Here is a 16506-nt window from a genome sequence, read left to right as displayed (position 1 = left end):
AGATTCCATGCCAGTGAACCTGTCTGCGCCCCAGGCGCGTGACCTTTTTCCTGTGGACGGCGTGCGTATCGGCGTTGCCGAAGCAGGCATCCGCAAGGCCAATCGCAAGGACCTGTCCGTGGTGCTGATTGACGAAGGCTCGTCGGTGGCCGGGGTGTTCACCCAGAACCGTTTTTGCGCAGCGCCGGTACAGGTTTGCCGCGAACATCTGGCACGCGGCAGCATCCGCGCCATGGTGATCAACACCGGCAATGCGAATGCGGGAACGGGGGAGGACGGTTTGATTCGCGCCCGACGCAGTTGCATCGCGCTCGCCCGCAAGCTGGAGATCGCGCCTGAGCAGGTGCTGCCGTTTTCCACTGGCGTGATCATGGAACCGCTGCCTGTGGATCGCATTGAAGCGGGCCTGCCCGCTGCGCTCGATGATGCCAAAGCAGACAACTGGCTGCGCGCCGCCGAGGGCATCATGACCACCGACACGGTTGCCAAGGCTTACAGCGTGAAAGCGCAAGTTGGCGGCGTCACCGTCACGGTCACTGGCATCAGCAAGGGCGCGGGAATGATCCGGCCCAATATGGCGACGATGCTGGGCTTCATGGCCACCGATGCCAGGGTCGACCCGTCGGTGATGCAGCAACTTGCATTCGAACTCGCCGAAGGATCGTTCAATCGCGTGACGGTGGACGGCGACACATCGACCAACGATTCGTTCGTGGTCATCGCCACCAACAAGGCGGCCAATGCCACTGTGACTTCGCTCGATAGCGATGCGGGCCGCGCGTTGCAGCAGGCGATGCTGGGTGTTGCACGCAAGCTCGCGCAGGCGATCGTGCGCGACGGAGAGGGCGCGACCAAGTTCATCACCGTGCGGGTAGAGGGCGGCAAGACGGCGGCGGAGTGCCGCAAGGTCGCGTACGCGATCGCGCATTCGCCGCTGGTGAAGACAGCGTTCTTTGCAAGCGACCCGAACCTGGGGCGCATCCTGGCGGCCGTGGGTTATGCCGGCATCGACGATCTCGACCAGACGAAGATCGATCTTTTCCTGGATGACGTGCATGTGGCCGTGAACGGCGGCCGCAACCCGGCGTATCGCGAAGAGGACGGGCAGCGCGTGATGAAGCAAAGTGAAATCACGGTGCGTGTGGGGCTTGGACGAGGCTCGGAATCCGACACGGTGTGGACCTGCGATTTCAGTCACGACTATGTGACGATCAACGCGGACTACCGGTCATGAACGAGAAGTTCGAGCACCTGATCGAGCGCGCTGCGCAGCTCATTGATCGACTGGAAGCGATTCTTCCGCAGCCCTTGTCAGGTCCCGACTGGAGCCAGTCGGTGGCGTGGCGATACCGCAAGCGTTCTTCCGGCCACGGCGTTCTGGAGCCGGTGCGCCACGTCGCCGCAATCCGTCTGGCCGACCTCAAAGAAATCGAGCCGCAGAAGGAAAAAATCCAGCGCAACACGCTGCAGTTCGTCGCCGGGCAACCCGCCAATAACGTGCTGCTCACGGGTGCGCGCGGCACTGGCAAGTCGTCGCTGATCAAGGCGTGCCTGAATGAATATTCGTCGCAGGGCTTGCGCCTGATCGAGGTGGACAAAGCTGACCTGGTTGACCTGCCCGATATCGTCGACGTGGTCTCGCCGCGCGATGAGAAGTTCATCGTGTTCTGCGATGACCTGAGCTTTGAAGACGGCGAGCCCGGCTACAAGGCGCTCAAGTCGATCCTGGATGGCTCGGTGGCAGCGTCAACGCCCAATGTGCTGATCTATGCGACCAGCAACCGGCGTCACCTCTTGCCCGAGTACATGAAGGAGAACCTGAGCTACACCCACACGGACGATGGTGAAGTGCATCCCGGCGAGGTGATCGAAGAGAAGATCTCGCTGTCGGAGCGCTTTGGGTTGTGGGTGAGCTTCTACCCGTTCACGCAGGATGAGTATCTGGTGATCACGGCGCAGTGGCTGCAATCGTTTGGCGTGTCGGATGAGGCGATAGGTGCAGCGCGCGGCGAGGCGCTCGTCTGGGCGCTGGAGCGCGGCTCGCGCAGTGGTCGCGTGGCCTATCAGTTCGCGCGCGACTATGCCGGTCGGCACGCCTCGTGAGTGAACGCGAGCTGCTCGTTGCCGATGGCGACAGGCCGCGCGAGGGTGGGATCGATCGCAAGGAGGTTGAGGTCGCAGTCGGGGTGCTGATCCGCGCAGATGGGGCCTTCCTTCTGACATCGCGCCCGCCAGGCAAGGTGTACGAGGGCTATTGGGAATTTCCGGGTGGCAAGGTCGAGGCGGGCGAAACCATCGAGCAAGCGCTGCGGCGCGAGTTGATCGAAGAGATTGGCGTCACGATTGGAATCGTGCATCCCTGGCGCGTCGAGCGGGTCGACTATCCGCACGCGCTGGTGCGTCTGAACTTCTGCAAGGTGTTCGAGTGGAGCGGCGAGCTGCAGATGCACGAGGGCCAGCGCTTTTCGTGGGAGCAGCTACCGGTGCAGGTGCAACCTGTGCTGCCAGGAACGGTGCCTGTGCTGAGGTGGTTTGCGCAGGAACGGAATTTCGAAGGGGCTACGCATTCGCAAACCTGAGGCGTCAGGCCCAGGGGCGAGAGGCGCGATTGCGGCGCGCATACGTTTGGCAAGGGAACCCGATCACGCGTCCAGTCACCTACTGGAGCACGCCCTTTTCAGGAGTTCCCATGCAAGTAGGACGCACCCCGGATGCCGCGCCGGTTCACGATGTCGAGGCGGGATTCGCACAGCAGCCGTCGCCAGTGGCACGCGCGACCACCGGCAATCTGCTGACGCTGACGCGTCCGTCCGTATCACTCAAACGGGGCCTGTTGTTGACCCTCGGAGCAGCGACGGCCGCGACGCTGGTGATCCGCGATCGCAACGGGGAGACGGCGGCCGTTCTCAAGGAAGCGTTCGTCGATCTGCAACCGCTTTCTGGCACCCTGGATGCGCAGGCGATGTTCGCGGGCATGGAATTGGCGGCCGACGGTCCTGAAAGCGCCCCGGTCGTTGTACACACGCAATCGCCGCAAGTCACGCAGTCCGCGCCCAAGCTCCTGGAACAAACGACGGCAGCGCTGTACGAAGCAGGTGTCCGCAAATTTTTCGTCATAGGTCGCGACGGTTTCACGCCGCGCGAAATTCCCCTGGTCAATGGCGTGCTGCGCGCCCTGGATCGCGCGCCTGGTGGCGTTACGCTGCACGCCAGGACGGACCTCAAGGCACACACCGATCAAATGCCAGGGCGAGGTGATCCCACGATGGCGCAAATCGATGCGCAAAGCGTTTCTGCCGGGCGCGACGCCGATGTCATCGCCGCATCAATGGAGCAGATCAACGCGCTTTGCGAAACTCTGGATTGCCGTGGCATACGCTACTCTGGTTGGCAGTCCGGCGATGATCGATTGCGTGATATGGATAAAGCGATCGACCGCGAATCGGGGGTTGCCGTTATTGTTGTCACACCGCAAGAGGCAATGGCTGCGCCTTGTGCCGAGCGTGGCTGGACGCTCGCCACGCCGTGGAATAAGGAGCATCCGCGCGCGGCCTTCGAGGAGCAGCCTTCAGCGTGGACGCTCGCCATGCACGATGGCCTGGCGCGTGCCCGTCGCGCGGGTGCGGCGGCACTTGTCGTTCGCAACAGCGATCTGGCAGAAGGCGGGATCGATGGCGAGCACTTTGCCTCGTTCTGGCGCAGCCAGCGATACGGTGTGATGGATGTGCCGGCCGACGATGGCGAGCACCTGACGGTCCTGGTGGGAGCCGACAAACTGCAGCCGGTGCGGGAGTTGGCTGCGCATCAGCCTGCGGTAGTTTTCGCAGAGCCCGCACAGACGCTGACGAAGATTGGGACGGCGTGCGGTGCAACCGTGAACCTCGATCGGAGCAAGTTCCTTGCAGTGCAGATCGAGCAGCTCTTTTCGCTTGGGGTGACCAAGGTCTTCGTTGGCGAGTTGCACGGAAGCCCGAATCTGGCTGAAGTCATTGCGCGTGTGTTGCAGGGGGCGATAGCGGGCGCTGGCGAGCCGGTTCACTTTTTCAGGGAGCAAGTCGATCCTTGGGCCGACGATCCGACTTTGGTCGCCAGCGACATCGTTGAAATGCTTCAGCGTGATGCGCGCATTCTGCGCAATGAGACCAGCGAGCCGATGGGCGACGCGCTCCTGATGGAGGTCCTGGCCGACCGGAATCATCTGGACATGCGCGTGCTGAATTTCTGGCGCAACAGCCAGACGCATCCCATGGATGAATTCGTCGCCGTGCCGGGCAGGGCGGTGGCGAGCTGTGGCCTCTCGCATGTGCTGGGGAGGATCTCCGAGGTGAACCTGATCGAGGAGCGCTGGCTGCCAGCCGATGATCCTTACCGGTTCAACCCAACGGAAAACCTGGTGATCGGCCCGGAAGTGCAGGGCGAGGAGCGCGCACGCATGGTCACTGCACAAAAGAGCATGTTCGAAGGCCTGGTCCGGGCCAATGCCGTCACCCCTACGGCGCTCGTGGTCAATGGTGGGTCGGCATCGGTGAGCGGTCAGGCCGAACGAAACGCGCTGGTCGACTATTGCAAGGAGCTGGGCTTTACCGTTAGCTGGTTCGCGATGGCCGATGCCGCTCCCGGCTCGGAAGATGTTTATGTGCTGCTTGCGACGCCCAAAGCGATCGAGCAAGAGCGGGCGAGCCGATCGGCCGCAAGCAGGCCGGCGCAGGGACATGCGAAATGGGGTCTTTAGCAACGGTGCTTCGTAGCGGCAGCGGCCGCTCTTGCTCACTGCTCTTTCGGATCGCCAAATGGCTGGTCGTCGGGCGGCGTCGGATCGGGGACGCGAAAACTCTCGCTCGCCCACGCGCCGAAATCCATGCTCTTGCAGCGCTCTGAGCAAAACGGCCGGAACGGGTTGGTCTCGCCGTAAACACTGTCGCCGCCGCATGCAGGGCAACGCACGATGCGCGGCTTTCCAGGGCCAGTGGCAGGCGCTTGCATGTTCAGGAGCAGAGCGTGAGCTCGAACTGCGAGTTGTCGTGGCTGGGGACCAGCTTGTCCGGCGCTTCCTGGTGCATGAGGCGCACCGAAATCATCAAGCGGTTGCCGCTGATTTCTGGAACCAGTCCGCTGGCGGGATCGAGCTTCATTCGCAGCAGCTGGAAGGTGCGGCCCTGGGGCAGGTTCTGCTGGAGCTGGCCGTGCGTGGCCATGACCTTCTGCGGCGTGCCGGAGTCGCGCAGCAGCTTGAGCAACATATGGATCGATTCGACCAGCGGGCCGAGTGTGGAGGACCATCGTTCGAGGTCTTCACGGCGGGAGTCGGGGTCGCGGTGTTGCCACGCGTAGTACGCAGGCAAGTCGAATTCGCAGGTGCCGCCGGGGATGTTGACCCGGCTGCGGATGCTCATGAGCCAGTCGTTTTCAGTCAGCGCCTGGCCGGCCTTGCCGGGGATGGTGTTCAGCGCGTTGAAGTAACGGTCGAGCTTGCCGACGACTTCGTCGAGCACGTCTTCGGAGATCGCAGGATTGCCGCGATAACCGTTGAGGATGTTCTTTTGCTTTTCCAGGTCTTTCATCACGTCCGACTTGAGGTCGGCACGGGCTGCCACGTCCATCACTTCAAAGATGGTCGCCAGCGCATAGTGATGATCGATGGGATGGGATCGCGGCACCAGTTCAGCGAGACGACGGAACAGGTGCTCCAGTCGCAGGTACGTGCGGATGCGTTCGTTGAAAGGATATTCGTAGAGGATCACGCGCGTTGGGTCCACCGCAAAGCGACCAATCATAGCCCCAAGCGAGGCGCAACCTGTCCCACAATTTGTGAGAGTTCTTCCAGCGTGAGTCCTTCATTGCAGATCACGATGTCGGCGGCAGCCAGGCGCAGCGCCCTGGGCGCCTGCGCGGCCATGATGGCGTGCACTGCTTCGGGCTTGAGACCGCTGCGCGCGACCACTCGTTCGACCTGCGTTTGCGGCGAGCAGTCCACCACCATCACACGGTCGAGCTGGGCGCGCCAGCGGCCCGATTCGACCAGCAGCGGGATGTCGAAAACGATGCAGGCTGCGCCCGCCTGCAGGGCGGCCTCGACCTGTCGCGCGCTTTCTGCGCCGACCAGCGGGTGGATGATGGCCTCGAGGTCCTTGCGAGCTTGCGGGTCGGCATAGACGTGGTCGCGAATCCTTGCGCGGTCCAGCGCACCGTCAGGCGATATGAATTCCGGGCCGAATTTCTGGCGGATCGCCTCGATGGCCGCGCCGCCCGAGGCGGTTGTCGAGCGCGAGATGGCGTCAGCGTCGATGACGGCCGCGCCGAGCTTGGCGAGCATCTGCAGCACCGTGCTCTTGCCACTGCCGATGCCGCCGGTGAGGCCGACCCGCAGCGCCATCGTCAGAGCCCCACGACCTCTAGGATGGCGGTGGGGCCGAAGATCAGCGCGGTGAGACCGGCACCCGCCAGGAACGGGCCGAACGGCATGACGCCGCCTTCTCGCAGACCCGACGACAGCTTCATCGCAATGCCGACGATCGCGCCGATGACCGACGCCATCAGGATGATGGGCACCAGCGCCTGCCAGCCAAACCAGGCCCCAAGCGCAGCGAACAGCTTGAAGTCGCCGTAACCCATGCCTTCCTTGCCGGTGATGAGCTTGAAGGCCTTGTAGATCAGCCAGAGCGACATGTAGCCGGCCACTGCGCCCCACATCGATTGCGCCAGGGGCAGCGATGTCCATTTGAGGGCTGCGGCGATGAGGCCCGCCCACACGAGCGGCAGCGTGATGTCGTCGGGCAGGAACGTGGTATCCCAGTCGATCATGGCCAAAGCGATGATCGCGGCGGAAAAGCCGCACCAGGCCAGACCGGTCGGCGTCATCCCGAACTTGTGGACACAAAAGAAAAAGAGGGCGCCAGTGGCCAGCTCAACCAGCGGATAGCGTAGCCCGATGGATGTGCCGCACTGCGAACACTTACCGCGCAGCGCCAGGTAGCTGACGACCGGCACGTTCTCGTACCAGCGGATCATGTGGCCGCACTGCCGGCACTTCGAGCGCGGACGCATCAGGTTGAATTCGGGCTCTTGCTTGACGGGTTGCCCCGTGAGGTCCGCCGCCTCGGCGGCCCACTGCCGCTCCAGCATCTTGGGCAGGCGGTAGATGACGACGTTCAGGAAGCTGCCAACGAGCAGGCCCAGGACGCCGGCTATTGCGGCGTCGATCACTGGCGAGACGAGCATCAGACGACTTGGCCCAGCTTGAAGATCGGCAGGTACATCGAGACCACGATGCCCCCGATCAGGCCACCCAGGAACACGATGATGATGGGCTCCATCAGGCTGGACAGGCCGGCAACCATGTCGTCAACCTCGGCCTCATAGAAGTCCGCTGCCTTGCCCAGCATGTGGTCGATGGAGCCGGATTCCTCGCCGATCGCGCACATCTGCAGCACCATGGTCGGGAACACATTGGCGTTCTGCATGGCCACCGTGAGACTGGTGCCGGTGGACACTTCCATCTGGATCTTTTCTGTCGCCATTGCATAGACCGAATTGCCCGACGCGCCGCCCACGGAATCGAGCGCCTCGACCAGGGGCACACCGGCGGCGAACATCGTGGCGAGCGTTCGCGTCCAGCGCGCGATGACCGACTTGTAGACGAGGTCGCCGAAAACCGGCACCTTCAGCATGAGGCGGTCCATGAACATCTGCACCTTCTCGCTGCGCTTCCAGGCCTGCATGAAGAAGTAGAAGCCGCCGCCCAGGCCGCCAAAGATCAGCCACCACCACTTCACGAAGATCTCGCTGAGTGCAATCACGAAGAGGGTTGGTGCGGGCAGGTCGGCGCCAAAGGAGGTGAACACTTCCTTGAACGCGGGAATCACGAAGATCATGATCACGGCAACCACGACAAACGCGACCACCACCACCGAGATTGGGTACATCAGCGCCGACTTGATCTTGGACTTGATCGCCTCGGTTTTTTCCATGTAGATCGCCAGGCGATCGAGCAGGGCTTCCAAAATACCAGCGGCCTCGCCGGCTTCCACCAAGTTGCAATACAGGCTGTCGAAGTACAGCGGGTACTTGCGAAACGCAGCAGACAGCGAGGTGCCGGTTTCGACGTCGGTGCGCACGTCGTTGAGCAGCTTGGTGACGCTGGCGTTGGCGTTGCCGCGGCCCACGATGTCGAAGGCCTGCAGCAGCGGCACGCCGGCCTTCATCATGGTGGCGAGCTGTCGGGTGAAGATGGCGATGTCCTTGGCGCGGATCTTGGCACCAGAGCGCATCCGGCGCTTTTTGACCTTGGTGGGCGTGATGCCCTGGCGCCTGAGCGCCGCGTTGACCTGGTTTTCGCCGGCAGCGCGGGTTTCGCCGCGCACCTGCTTGCCGTTTCGGTCGCGGCCTTCCCACTCGTAGAGGAAATCGGTGACCTTGCTGATTGCGGCCGTTGCCATGCGCGTGCTCCTCTAATGCCTGCCGTTATACGTTATACATTCGTGCAGCCCAGGACCTCTTCGAGCGAGGTGACGCCCAGCTTGACCTTGTGCAGGCCAGACTGGCGCAGGCTCCGAACGCCTTCTGCAGCCGCTTGCGCCGCGATGTCCATCGCGCTGCCGTCGGCCAGGATGATTCGCTGGATGTCGTCGCTGATGGGCATCACCTGGTAAATGCCGACGCGGCCCTTGTAGCCGTTGTTGCACATCGTGCAGCCGACCGGCCGGTAAGGGGTCCAGGTGCCGTCGACTTCTTCTTCGGGATAGCCCGCTTCGAGCAGGGTCTCGTGTGGAATGTCGGCCGGCGCCTTGCAGTTGGTGCACAGGCGCCGCGCCAGGCGCTGCGCCGTAATCAGGATCACGCTGGAGGCGATGTTGAACGGGGCGATGCCCATGTTGCGCATCCGCGTGAGTGTGGTCGGTGCGTCGTTCGTGTGCAGGGTAGACAGCACCATGTGGCCGGTCTGCGCTGCCTTGATCGCGATATCGGCGGTTTCGAGGTCGCGGATTTCGCCGACCATGATCACGTCCGGATCCTGGCGCAGGAAGGACTTGAGTGCGGCAGCGAATGTGAGGCCGGCCTTGTCGTTGACGTTGACCTGGTTGATACCGGGCATGTTGATTTCGGACGGATCTTCGGCCGTCGAAATGTTCACACCGGGCTTGTTCAGGATATTCAGGCAGGTGTAGAGCGACACCGTCTTGCCCGAGCCGGTCGGGCCGGTGACCAGCACCATGCCGTAGGGTCTGGCGACTGCTTCGAGCAGGCGTTTTTTTTCTTCGGGCTCGTAGCCCAGGGCTTCAATGCCCAGCCGCGCGCTGGACGGGTCCAGGATACGGATCACGATCTTCTCGCCGAACAGCGTGGGCAGTGTGCTGACCCGGAAATCGATGACCCGGTCGGGTCCGACCTTGAGCTTCATCTTGCCGTCTTGCGGCACCCGCTTTTCGGAGATGTCCATGCGCGAGATCACCTTGATCCGCGATGCGAGCTTGTCCTTGATGGCAATGGGCGGTGAGGCGATTTCGCGCAACTCGCCATCGATGCGAAATCGCACGCGGTAGTTGTGCTCGTAGGGCTCGAAGTGCAGGTCGGACGCGCGCATGCTGAAGGCATCGAGCAGCATCTTGTGCAGGAATTTGACGACCGGCGCATCTTCGACTTCGGAGGCGGCAGAATCCTTTTCATCGTCGCCGGGAGCCTCCATCGTCGACTCGTCGAACTCGAAGTCGTCGCCGATGATGCTGTCCATGGCCTCCGAAGCGGTGGTGGTGTTGGTCTCCACCATCTTCGTGAGCTTGTCGTATTCGGCAATGATCCAGTCCACGCCCATCTGCGTGGCGAACTTGATTTTTTCTGCAGCCTGCTGGTCCGACGGATCGGCCGTGGCAACAATGAGGCGGTTGTTGCGCTTGCTCAGGACCACGACCCGGAACGCCTGGCAGATCTTGTTGTCCAGCAGGTTCTTGGGCAGGCGCTGCAGGTCGATGGCGTCGAGGTCCAGCAGCGGCGCTCCGAACGCCGTGGACATCGTATGGGCGAGGTCGGACGCCGATACCGCGCCGGAACCGGTCAGCTCCTGGATGAAGCTGACGCGATTGGTCTGCGCTTTGCGCGAAATGTCTTCGGCCGACTTCTGCCCGAGCTTGCCGGCTGAAATCAATGCCCGAGCCAGGCCCGGCAAAGCCATTGATTGCGGTTCAACTGCGATGGGATCGACTGCGGCCATTGAGAGGTTTTAGATTTCGGTTAGCTGGACGTCACCCCTCACACCAGGGAGCAAACGGCTGTTGATCATCGCTCATTGGCAAGGGGCTGTAAATCTTCTCAGCCCTTGGCATCTCCGGGGAGTTGGAACAATGTCACGCTGCCTTTTGAGGCGCGGGAAAAACCGGTCTTTGTGTTACGAAAGGTTGTTTTGAACGGGCTCGCGTACATGGGGTGCGACCATGGCCTGGACCGCTTCCAGGGTATCGCTGGCGGACGCTGCTGCCCCACAAATCCTGGCTGTCTCAAAACGATCCGAAGGCAGGCCGTGGCTGACGACATCCTGGAGTGTCATGACGACGAGTCCGCTGGCGACCTGGCGATCCAGTGCCAGTGCCACGCCAGACTCGAAACCGTCTGTGCGAGCCGCACCGACACGGACTCCATGAACCCACAGGCCGTCGGGTGCCGAAACCGCATCGCATCCGAGTTGGGCGGCCATTTCGAGGAGGCCCGGTTCATCCGGGATGTCCTGGGGACTGGCGCAGAGCAACAGGTGCAGTGGAATGCGCCCGGTGCCAACGACGAAATCCTGCAGGATGGTGCGATAGACCTCAGGGGCGGTCATGATGCCGATCTGCGGCTGGGCGTTGACCTCGATGATGACGGCGCCGCTCTGGAACCAGGATTGCCTGATGTCCGGGATCAGCATGTCGACGCCGCACAGGTCGAGCCGCACGGCCTGCGAGGCGCGAACGGCGAGCCGGAGGTTGTCGGGATGCGCTTCGTCCAGCGGCACAAGCGTCTGGATTCCGCCAGCCGAGATATTGCTGCGCCGGCGCAGCGTGACATATCGGCCAGCTGCAGGTACGTCGCTCGAAGCCAGGCCCTGCTCGCGCAGCAGGCCGAGGGCCTCCTCGTCCAAGGCCAGCAGCAGCTTGCCGGTTTGGCGAAGCACTCGCCGCAATCTCGGTCCCTGCTGCTCCCTCGCCACCAGTTGCGCGATGGTCAAAGCGCCATCGCCCTCGACCCCACCCGCTCGGCGATGCAGGATTTTCACGACCCGGTCGCGCAGGACGGTGATCCGGTAGTCCTCGCCGAAGTGGTGCTTCTCGACCAGGATGCTCTTTGAAAACTTGCTGGCCGCTTCGAATGCCCGCTGAACGGACGCCTCGTCTTTCAGTCCGGCTTCCACGCCGCGCCCCTGTTCCTGGTCGTCTGGCTTCACGACGACCGGATAGCCCAGTTGCCCGGCGATTCTGGCAGCCTGGTCTGGCGTGGTGGCAAAACGGTGGCGCGGCACGGGAACGCCGTGCTGGCCCAGGACGCGGGCGGAGCTTGCCTTGCGTCGCGCAATGTTGGTCCCGATGATCGAGGTGCGCTCGCTCAGGGTGCTGTTGAACATCCGCGCGTGCGCTCCCTGGCCGTAGCAATAGATATCGGGCACGATCATCCGCACCGGAATGTCCATGCTGTTGGCGGCGCCGAGAAGGTGGAAGTTGTTGATGCCTGCCGGTGCGAGTTTCTGCAGGCGGATCATGAAGGCGTCGAAGCTGGTACGCAGTTGCTGCTGCACTTGCACGTTGGAAGGATTGGGTAGCAGCAGGTTGAGGGCGCCGCGCATCCATTCGAATGACTCGAGCGTGGCTTGCGGCGTATGGACTTCGGTTGCGACGGTGAAGCTTTGGCAGCCAGACTCGCCATGGGCTGGAGCGACGTAACCGCGGCCGAATGCGGGAATGCGCTGCAGTCGCTGGACCGCTGCGACCCAGTTCGCCAGGCGCTGCACGAGCGCGTGCTCTAGCCCGGCGGGCTTTGCGGGGATGCTGGGTGCGGCCTCGAAAAGTGACGCCATGAAGGTGTCGAGTGCAGCGAAATCCAGGTTGCCCAAGGGGGTGACTTCGAGCATGGCCACGGCAGTTGGCCGGCTGCTGCCGTAAGCGCAGCCGCGCAAGAACCTGAACTTGGAGGTGAGCCGGACCCTGCGATCAGATTCCTGGGGGTCCGGAGTTGGCATGCGGCTCGGTATCCGATCGCTGAGGAGTTGTCAGGCGCTGTGAGGCAATGAAGAACTCGATGGAATTGCGGCAGACCTGGTCGGGGTGAGAGGATTCGAACCTCCGGCCTCTACGTCCCGAACGTAGCGCTCTACCAGGCTAAGCTACACCCCGCTTTGCACGGGCGCCCTCTACATGAAAATGCGCTGGAGCTCCCGCAGTCAAGCCGGCGATTGTAGCAAACGTCTTGCAGTCAAATGAGGGGCGCCTAGTGGCGGCGGCCAAGCAATTGGGACGCGAGTTCGTGCATCCCCTGGCTGTACGCATTGACGGGCAGAACCGCGATTGCCTCTATGGCTCGGCGTGCTTCCGCTGCCGCCGCATCGCGCGTCACGTCGAGGGCGCCGGTGTCGCGCACGATCGCAACGATCCGGTCCAGCTCGCCAACGCCGCCGGTCTCGATCGCATGGCGAATAAGAGCCCGTTGTTCCTCGGTGCCGCGCTCCATCGCCGCGATCAGCGGCAGGGTGGCCTTGCCTTCGCGCAGGTCGTCGCCCAGGTTCTTGCCCATCTCACCCGCGTCGCCGTCGTAGTCGAGCACGTCGTCTATGACCTGGAAGGCGGTGCCCAATGCCTGGCCGTAGGTGGCGCACGCCTCCTCAACAGTCGAGTCCGCCCCGGCAAGCACGGCCCCCAGGCGCGCACTGGCTTCGAACAGCTTGGCTGTCTTGGAGCGGATGACCCGCAGGTACGCCGCCTCGTCCAGTGATGCGTCATGCATGTTCATCAACTGAAGCACTTCGCCTTCGGCGATCACGTTGGTTGCCTCGGCAAGAATGGCCATGATGCGCATCTGGCCGGCGTCCAGCATCATCTGGAATGCGCGAGAGTAGAGAAAGTCACCAACGAGCACGCTGGCCGGGTTTCCGAAGCTTTCGTTGGCGGTTGCGCGCCCGCGCCTGAGCGTGGATTCGTCGACGACATCGTCGTGCAGCAGCGTTGCGGTGTGGATGAATTCAACGACAGCGGCCAGGTTGAAGCGCTGCGCGCCGGTATGGCCCAAGGCGCCGCAGACCATCAGCAGGAGCGCAGGCCGCAGCCGCTTTCCGCCGGCGCTGATGATGTAGCGCGAGACCTCGCCAACAAGAGGTACAGCCGAATCGAGCCGTTGTGCGATCACTGCATCGACCTGCGCCATGTCATCGGCGATGAGCGAGAGTACGTGTCCGGTGTTGGAAGAATTGGCGGTCAAGGGGCTTTGGGCACTGCGGGAGGTTCAGCTCATTATAGGAAGCGGGGGCTCAGGTGAATTGGCCCCAGTCGCGCGCAATGTGAGTGGTCGCAAACCGTGCTATAGTGTTGGGCTCTGCGGAAATCCGTCCGCAGTTCCTTTCCAAGAGGTTCTCATGTACGCGGTCATAAAAACCGGTGGCAAGCAGTATCGCGTTGCTTCCGGCGAAAAAATTAAAGTAGAACAGATTGCTGCGGACGTAGGCCAGGAAATTGTGATCGATCAGGTGCTCGCCGTCGGAAACGGCAGCGACATCAAAATCGGTTCACCCCTGGTGTCCGGCGCAACTGTAGTTGCCACTGTGGTGGCTCACGGCAAGCACGACAAGGTTCGCATCTTCAAGATGCGTCGTCGCAAGCATTATCAGAAGCGCCAGGGCCATCGCCAGCAGTTCACCGAACTGCAAATCGGCGCTATCGCTGGCTAAACGAAGGACTTGGGGACAGATCTTCAGCTCTGTCCCCAACTGATCAAGGGGTTTTGAAATGGCACAGAAAAAAGGCGGCGGCTCTACGCGAAACGGGCGGGATTCCCAGCCCAAGATGCTCGGCGTGAAGGCTTTCGGCGGTGAACTCATCAGCGCCGGCTCCATCATTGTTCGCCAGCGCGGCACCAAGTTCCATCCCGGCACCAACGTCGGCCTGGGCAAGGACCACACACTGTTTGCGCTTGTTGATGGCCATGTGGCTTTCGCCATCAAGGGTTCGATGAACAAGCACACCGTGAACATCGTGCCGGCCTGACCGGTCACTTCGACTCAGGCGTCCACTCCGTGGCGCCTGACGCGTTCTTGAATATCGAAGCCCCGACCCCGTCGGGGCTTTGTTTTTTATACTGTCCCAGACATGAAATTCGTTGACGAGGCGTTCATCGACATCTCCGCAGGAGACGGCGGGAACGGCTGCGTCTCGTTCCGGCACGAAAAGTACAAGGAATTCGGCGGCCCCAATGGCGGCGACGGCGGCCGTGGCGGCCATGTCTTTGCTGTTGCCGACCCCAATCTGAATACGCTGGTGGACTACCGCTACTCGCGCAGGCACGATGCCAAACGCGGCGAGCACGGCATGGGCTCGGACATGTTTGGCGCGGCAGGTTCAGACATCACGCTCAAGATGCCGGTCGGCACCATCATCAGCGACGTCGAAACTGGCGAAGTGCTGTATGAACTGCTCAAGCCCGGCGAGGTCATCACGATCGCCAAGGGCGGCGACGGTGGCTTCGGCAACATGCGCTTCAAGAGCGCCATCAACCGTGCGCCTCGCCAGAAGACGCCGGGCTGGCCCGGTGAGAAAAAGAATCTCAAGCTTGAACTGAAGGTGCTGGCCGATGTCGGCTTGCTCGGCATGCCCAACGCGGGCAAGTCGACGCTGATTTCGGCCATCTCCAACGCGCGCCCGCGAATCGCCGACTATCCATTCACCACGCTCCACCCGAATCTTGGTGTCGTGCGCGTCGGCCCGGAGCAGAGCTTCGTAGTGGCCGATTTGCCTGGCCTGATCGAAGGCGCGTCGGAAGGGGCAGGCCTGGGTCACCAGTTCTTGCGGCACCTTCAGCGCACGCGCCTCTTGTTGCATATCGTGGACCTGGCACCTTTCGATGGCGCCGATCCGGTCGCGCAGGCAAAAGCCATTGCGCTGGAACTGAAGAAGTACGATGCCGGCCTGTACGAGAAGCCGCGCTGGCTTGTCCTGAACAAGCTGGACATGGTCGACAAGGACGAGCGTGCGGCGCGCGTGAAGGATTTCGTCAAGCGCTTCAAGCACAAGGGGCCGGTGTTCGAGATTTCCGCCCTCACGCGCGAAGGCTGTGAGCATCTCATTCGCGAAATTTACAAGCACATCAAGGCGCAGCAAGTAGCCGAGCAACCCGCTGTCTACATCGATCCCCGATTCGCCGGAGAAGCGCCGGAATGAAATCGAAGGTGCTGCCCGATGCGCGGCGCATCGTGGTCAAGGTGGGGTCCAGCCTGGTCACCAACGAAGGGCGTGGCCTGGACGAGGGCGCCATTGGCGAATGGTGCCGTCAGCTCGCCGCGCTTGCCCGAGACGGCCGTGAAGTCATCATGGTGTCTAGCGGTGCGATCGCCGAGGGCATGAAGCGCCTGGGCTGGACGGTTCGTCCGCACGAGATCAACGAGTTGCAGGCTGCTGCGGCTGTCGGTCAGATGGGTCTGGCGCAGATGTACGAGACCAAGCTTCGTGAGAATGGCATGGGGTCTGCGCAGGTGCTTCTCACGCATGCCGACCTGGCCGATCGCGAGCGCTACCTCAACGCGCGATCCACGCTCCTTACCCTTTTGCGCCTGGGCGTCGTACCGGTCATCAACGAGAACGACACTGTCGTCAACGACGAAATCAAGTTTGGCGACAACGACACGCTGGGTGCGCTTGTTGCCAACCTGGTGGAGGCCGATGTACTTGTAATCCTCACTGACCAGCGCGGCCTGTACAGCGCCGATCCACGCAAGGACCCTGCCGCGAAGTTCATCGACGAAGCGCGCGCCGGCGAGCCTTCTCTCGAGGCAATGGCCGGCGGCGCGGGCTCCAGCCTTGGCCGGGGCGGCATGATCACGAAGATTCTTGCCGCGAAAAGGGCGGCCGGTTCCGGCGCATCGACGGTCATCGCCTGGGGGCGTGAACCCGACTGCCTGCTGCGTCTTGTGGCGGGTGAGTCGATAGGAACGCTGCTCGTTGCACCGACACAAAAGAGCCAGGCGCGCAAGCGGTGGATGTCCGACCAGCTTCAGCTTCGCGGCGCAGTGACAGTCGACGAAGGCGCAGTTTCAAAAGTGCGTGATGGCGGCAAAAGCTTGCTGCCGATCGGCATGATTGCAGTCGACGGCGAGTTCTCGCGCGGTGATGTGATCGCTGTACGTGATCCATCTGGGGTGGAGATTGCGCGCGGACTCGCAAACTATGCGAGCTCGGAAGCGCGGATGCTGTGCCGCAAGCCTTCGGGCGAAATCGAGCGTCTGATCGGCTACGTAGCTGAACCCGAGATGATCCACCGCACGAACCTGGTGCTCACCCGCTGAAA

At 62.5% G+C, this 16506-nt stretch carries 16 protein-coding genes and 1 tRNA gene; 8 read left to right on the top strand and 9 right to left on the bottom strand.

Going from position 1 to position 16506, the window contains the following annotated elements; all coding sequences use genetic code 11:
- The first annotated feature begins 7 nt into the window (after window positions 1-7).
- From argJ to AQ12_RS17635, 4 genes are all read left to right on the top strand, one after another.
- Window positions 8-1234: a bifunctional glutamate N-acetyltransferase/amino-acid acetyltransferase ArgJ gene (gene argJ / locus AQ12_RS17650; RefSeq protein ID WP_048441257.1), complete on the top strand. Its 1227-nt coding sequence runs from the start codon at window positions 8-10 to the stop codon at window positions 1232-1234.
- The gene (locus tag AQ12_RS17645; protein ID WP_048441256.1) at window positions 1231-2103 is read left to right on the top strand and encodes an ATP-binding protein; all 873 of its coding nucleotides are present in this window, start codon (window positions 1231-1233) and stop codon (window positions 2101-2103) included. The genes argJ and AQ12_RS17645 overlap by 4 nt, the downstream gene beginning before the upstream one ends.
- Complete coding sequence (locus AQ12_RS17640) at window positions 2100-2579, top strand: NUDIX domain-containing protein (protein WP_369799033.1); 480 nt, start codon at window positions 2100-2102, stop codon at window positions 2577-2579. Before AQ12_RS17645 ends, AQ12_RS17640 begins: the two co-directional genes overlap by 4 nt.
- Before the next feature lie 110 nt (window positions 2580-2689).
- Window positions 2690-4732, top strand: a complete 2043-nt coding sequence (locus AQ12_RS17635; protein WP_048441255.1) for a hypothetical protein — start codon at window positions 2690-2692, stop codon at window positions 4730-4732.
- 35 nt (window positions 4733-4767) lie between these two features.
- Here the strand turns inward: AQ12_RS17635 and AQ12_RS17630 are convergent, their stop codons facing one another.
- The 9 genes from AQ12_RS17630 to AQ12_RS17590 form a co-directional block, all read right to left on the bottom strand.
- A complete protein-coding gene (locus tag AQ12_RS17630; protein WP_048441254.1) occupies window positions 4768-4983 on the bottom strand; it encodes a DNA gyrase inhibitor YacG in 216 nt (71 codons plus the stop codon).
- 2 nt (window positions 4984-4985) lie between these two features.
- Window positions 4986-5741 (bottom strand): cell division protein ZapD, encoded by a 756-nt coding sequence (gene zapD, locus AQ12_RS17625; protein WP_048441289.1) that lies wholly within the window; start codon window positions 5739-5741, stop codon window positions 4986-4988.
- Between the two features lie 29 nt (window positions 5742-5770).
- On the bottom strand, window positions 5771-6373 hold the full coding sequence (gene coaE / locus AQ12_RS17620; RefSeq protein WP_048441253.1) for a dephospho-CoA kinase: 603 nt from the start codon (window positions 6371-6373) through the stop codon (window positions 5771-5773).
- A gap of 2 nt (window positions 6374-6375) precedes the next feature.
- Entirely contained in the window at window positions 6376-7218 is an 843-nt protein-coding gene (locus tag AQ12_RS17615; RefSeq protein ID WP_048441252.1) for an A24 family peptidase, read from the bottom strand.
- A complete protein-coding gene (locus AQ12_RS17610; RefSeq protein WP_048441251.1) occupies window positions 7218-8435 on the bottom strand; it encodes a type II secretion system F family protein in 1218 nt (405 codons plus the stop codon). Before AQ12_RS17610 ends, AQ12_RS17615 begins: the two co-directional genes overlap by 1 nt.
- A 32-nt stretch (window positions 8436-8467) precedes the next feature.
- Window positions 8468-10204 (bottom strand): type IV-A pilus assembly ATPase PilB, encoded by a 1737-nt coding sequence (gene pilB / locus AQ12_RS17605; protein WP_048441250.1) that lies wholly within the window; start codon window positions 10202-10204, stop codon window positions 8468-8470.
- 174 nt (window positions 10205-10378) lie between these two features.
- Window positions 10379-12091, bottom strand: coding sequence for an acetate--CoA ligase family protein (locus AQ12_RS17600; RefSeq protein WP_161799044.1), 1713 nt, complete (start codon window positions 12089-12091; stop codon window positions 10379-10381).
- Between the two features lie 185 nt (window positions 12092-12276).
- Window positions 12277-12353, bottom strand: a tRNA-Pro gene (locus AQ12_RS17595).
- 94 nt (window positions 12354-12447) lie between these two features.
- Window positions 12448-13377 (bottom strand): polyprenyl synthetase family protein, encoded by a 930-nt coding sequence (locus tag AQ12_RS17590; RefSeq protein WP_048441287.1) that lies wholly within the window; start codon window positions 13375-13377, stop codon window positions 12448-12450.
- A gap of 208 nt (window positions 13378-13585) precedes the next feature.
- Here AQ12_RS17590 and rplU point away from each other — a divergent pair, with 208 nt between their 5' ends.
- The 4 genes from rplU (at window position 13586) to proB (ending at window position 16504) form a co-directional block, all read left to right on the top strand.
- Window positions 13586-13897 carry a 50S ribosomal protein L21 gene (rplU, locus tag AQ12_RS17585; protein WP_048441249.1) on the top strand — a complete coding sequence of 104 codons (312 nt, stop codon included), beginning with the start codon at window positions 13586-13588 and terminating at the stop codon, window positions 13895-13897.
- Between the two features lie 58 nt (window positions 13898-13955).
- Window positions 13956-14213 (top strand): 50S ribosomal protein L27, encoded by a 258-nt coding sequence (gene rpmA / locus AQ12_RS17580; protein ID WP_048441248.1) that lies wholly within the window; start codon window positions 13956-13958, stop codon window positions 14211-14213.
- 102 nt (window positions 14214-14315) lie between these two features.
- Window positions 14316-15383 carry an Obg family GTPase CgtA gene (gene cgtA / locus AQ12_RS17575; protein WP_048441247.1) on the top strand — a complete coding sequence of 356 codons (1068 nt, stop codon included), beginning with the start codon at window positions 14316-14318 and terminating at the stop codon, window positions 15381-15383.
- Window positions 15380-16504, top strand: coding sequence for a glutamate 5-kinase (gene proB, locus AQ12_RS17570; protein WP_048441246.1), 1125 nt, complete (start codon window positions 15380-15382; stop codon window positions 16502-16504). The genes cgtA and proB overlap by 4 nt, the downstream gene beginning before the upstream one ends.
- Window positions 16505-16506 lie beyond the last annotated feature (2 nt).

This window comes from Caenimonas sp. SL110 (assembly GCF_001044395.1).
Taxonomy (GTDB): domain Bacteria; phylum Pseudomonadota; class Gammaproteobacteria; order Burkholderiales; family Burkholderiaceae_C; genus Ramlibacter.
This window is presented reverse-complemented; position numbering and strand designations above follow the sequence as displayed.

Coding starts and splice junctions, on each gene's coding strand:
- argJ (WP_048441257.1), top strand. CDS start 8: ATGCCAGTGAACCTGTCTGCGCCCCAGGCGCGTGACCTTTTTCCTGTG.
- AQ12_RS17645 (WP_048441256.1), top strand. CDS start 1,231: ATGAACGAGAAGTTCGAGCACCTGATCGAGCGCGCTGCGCAGCTCATT.
- AQ12_RS17635 (WP_048441255.1), top strand. CDS start 2,690: ATGCAAGTAGGACGCACCCCGGATGCCGCGCCGGTTCACGATGTCGAG.
- AQ12_RS17630 (WP_048441254.1), bottom strand. CDS start 4,983: ATGCAAGCGCCTGCCACTGGCCCTGGAAAGCCGCGCATCGTGCGTTGC.
- coaE (WP_048441253.1), bottom strand. CDS start 6,373: ATGGCGCTGCGGGTCGGCCTCACCGGCGGCATCGGCAGTGGCAAGAGC.
- AQ12_RS17615 (WP_048441252.1), bottom strand. CDS start 7,218: ATGCTCGTCTCGCCAGTGATCGACGCCGCAATAGCCGGCGTCCTGGGC.
- AQ12_RS17610 (WP_048441251.1), bottom strand. CDS start 8,435: ATGGCAACGGCCGCAATCAGCAAGGTCACCGATTTCCTCTACGAGTGG.
- pilB (WP_048441250.1), bottom strand. CDS start 10,204: ATGGCCGCAGTCGATCCCATCGCAGTTGAACCGCAATCAATGGCTTTG.
- AQ12_RS17600 (WP_161799044.1), bottom strand. CDS start 12,091: ATGCTCGAAGTCACCCCCTTGGGCAACCTGGATTTCGCTGCACTCGAC.
- AQ12_RS17590 (WP_048441287.1), bottom strand. CDS start 13,377: ATGGCGCAGGTCGATGCAGTGATCGCACAACGGCTCGATTCGGCTGTA.
- rplU (WP_048441249.1), top strand. CDS start 13,586: ATGTACGCGGTCATAAAAACCGGTGGCAAGCAGTATCGCGTTGCTTCC.
- rpmA (WP_048441248.1), top strand. CDS start 13,956: ATGGCACAGAAAAAAGGCGGCGGCTCTACGCGAAACGGGCGGGATTCC.
- cgtA (WP_048441247.1), top strand. CDS start 14,316: ATGAAATTCGTTGACGAGGCGTTCATCGACATCTCCGCAGGAGACGGC.
- proB (WP_048441246.1), top strand. CDS start 15,380: ATGAAATCGAAGGTGCTGCCCGATGCGCGGCGCATCGTGGTCAAGGTG.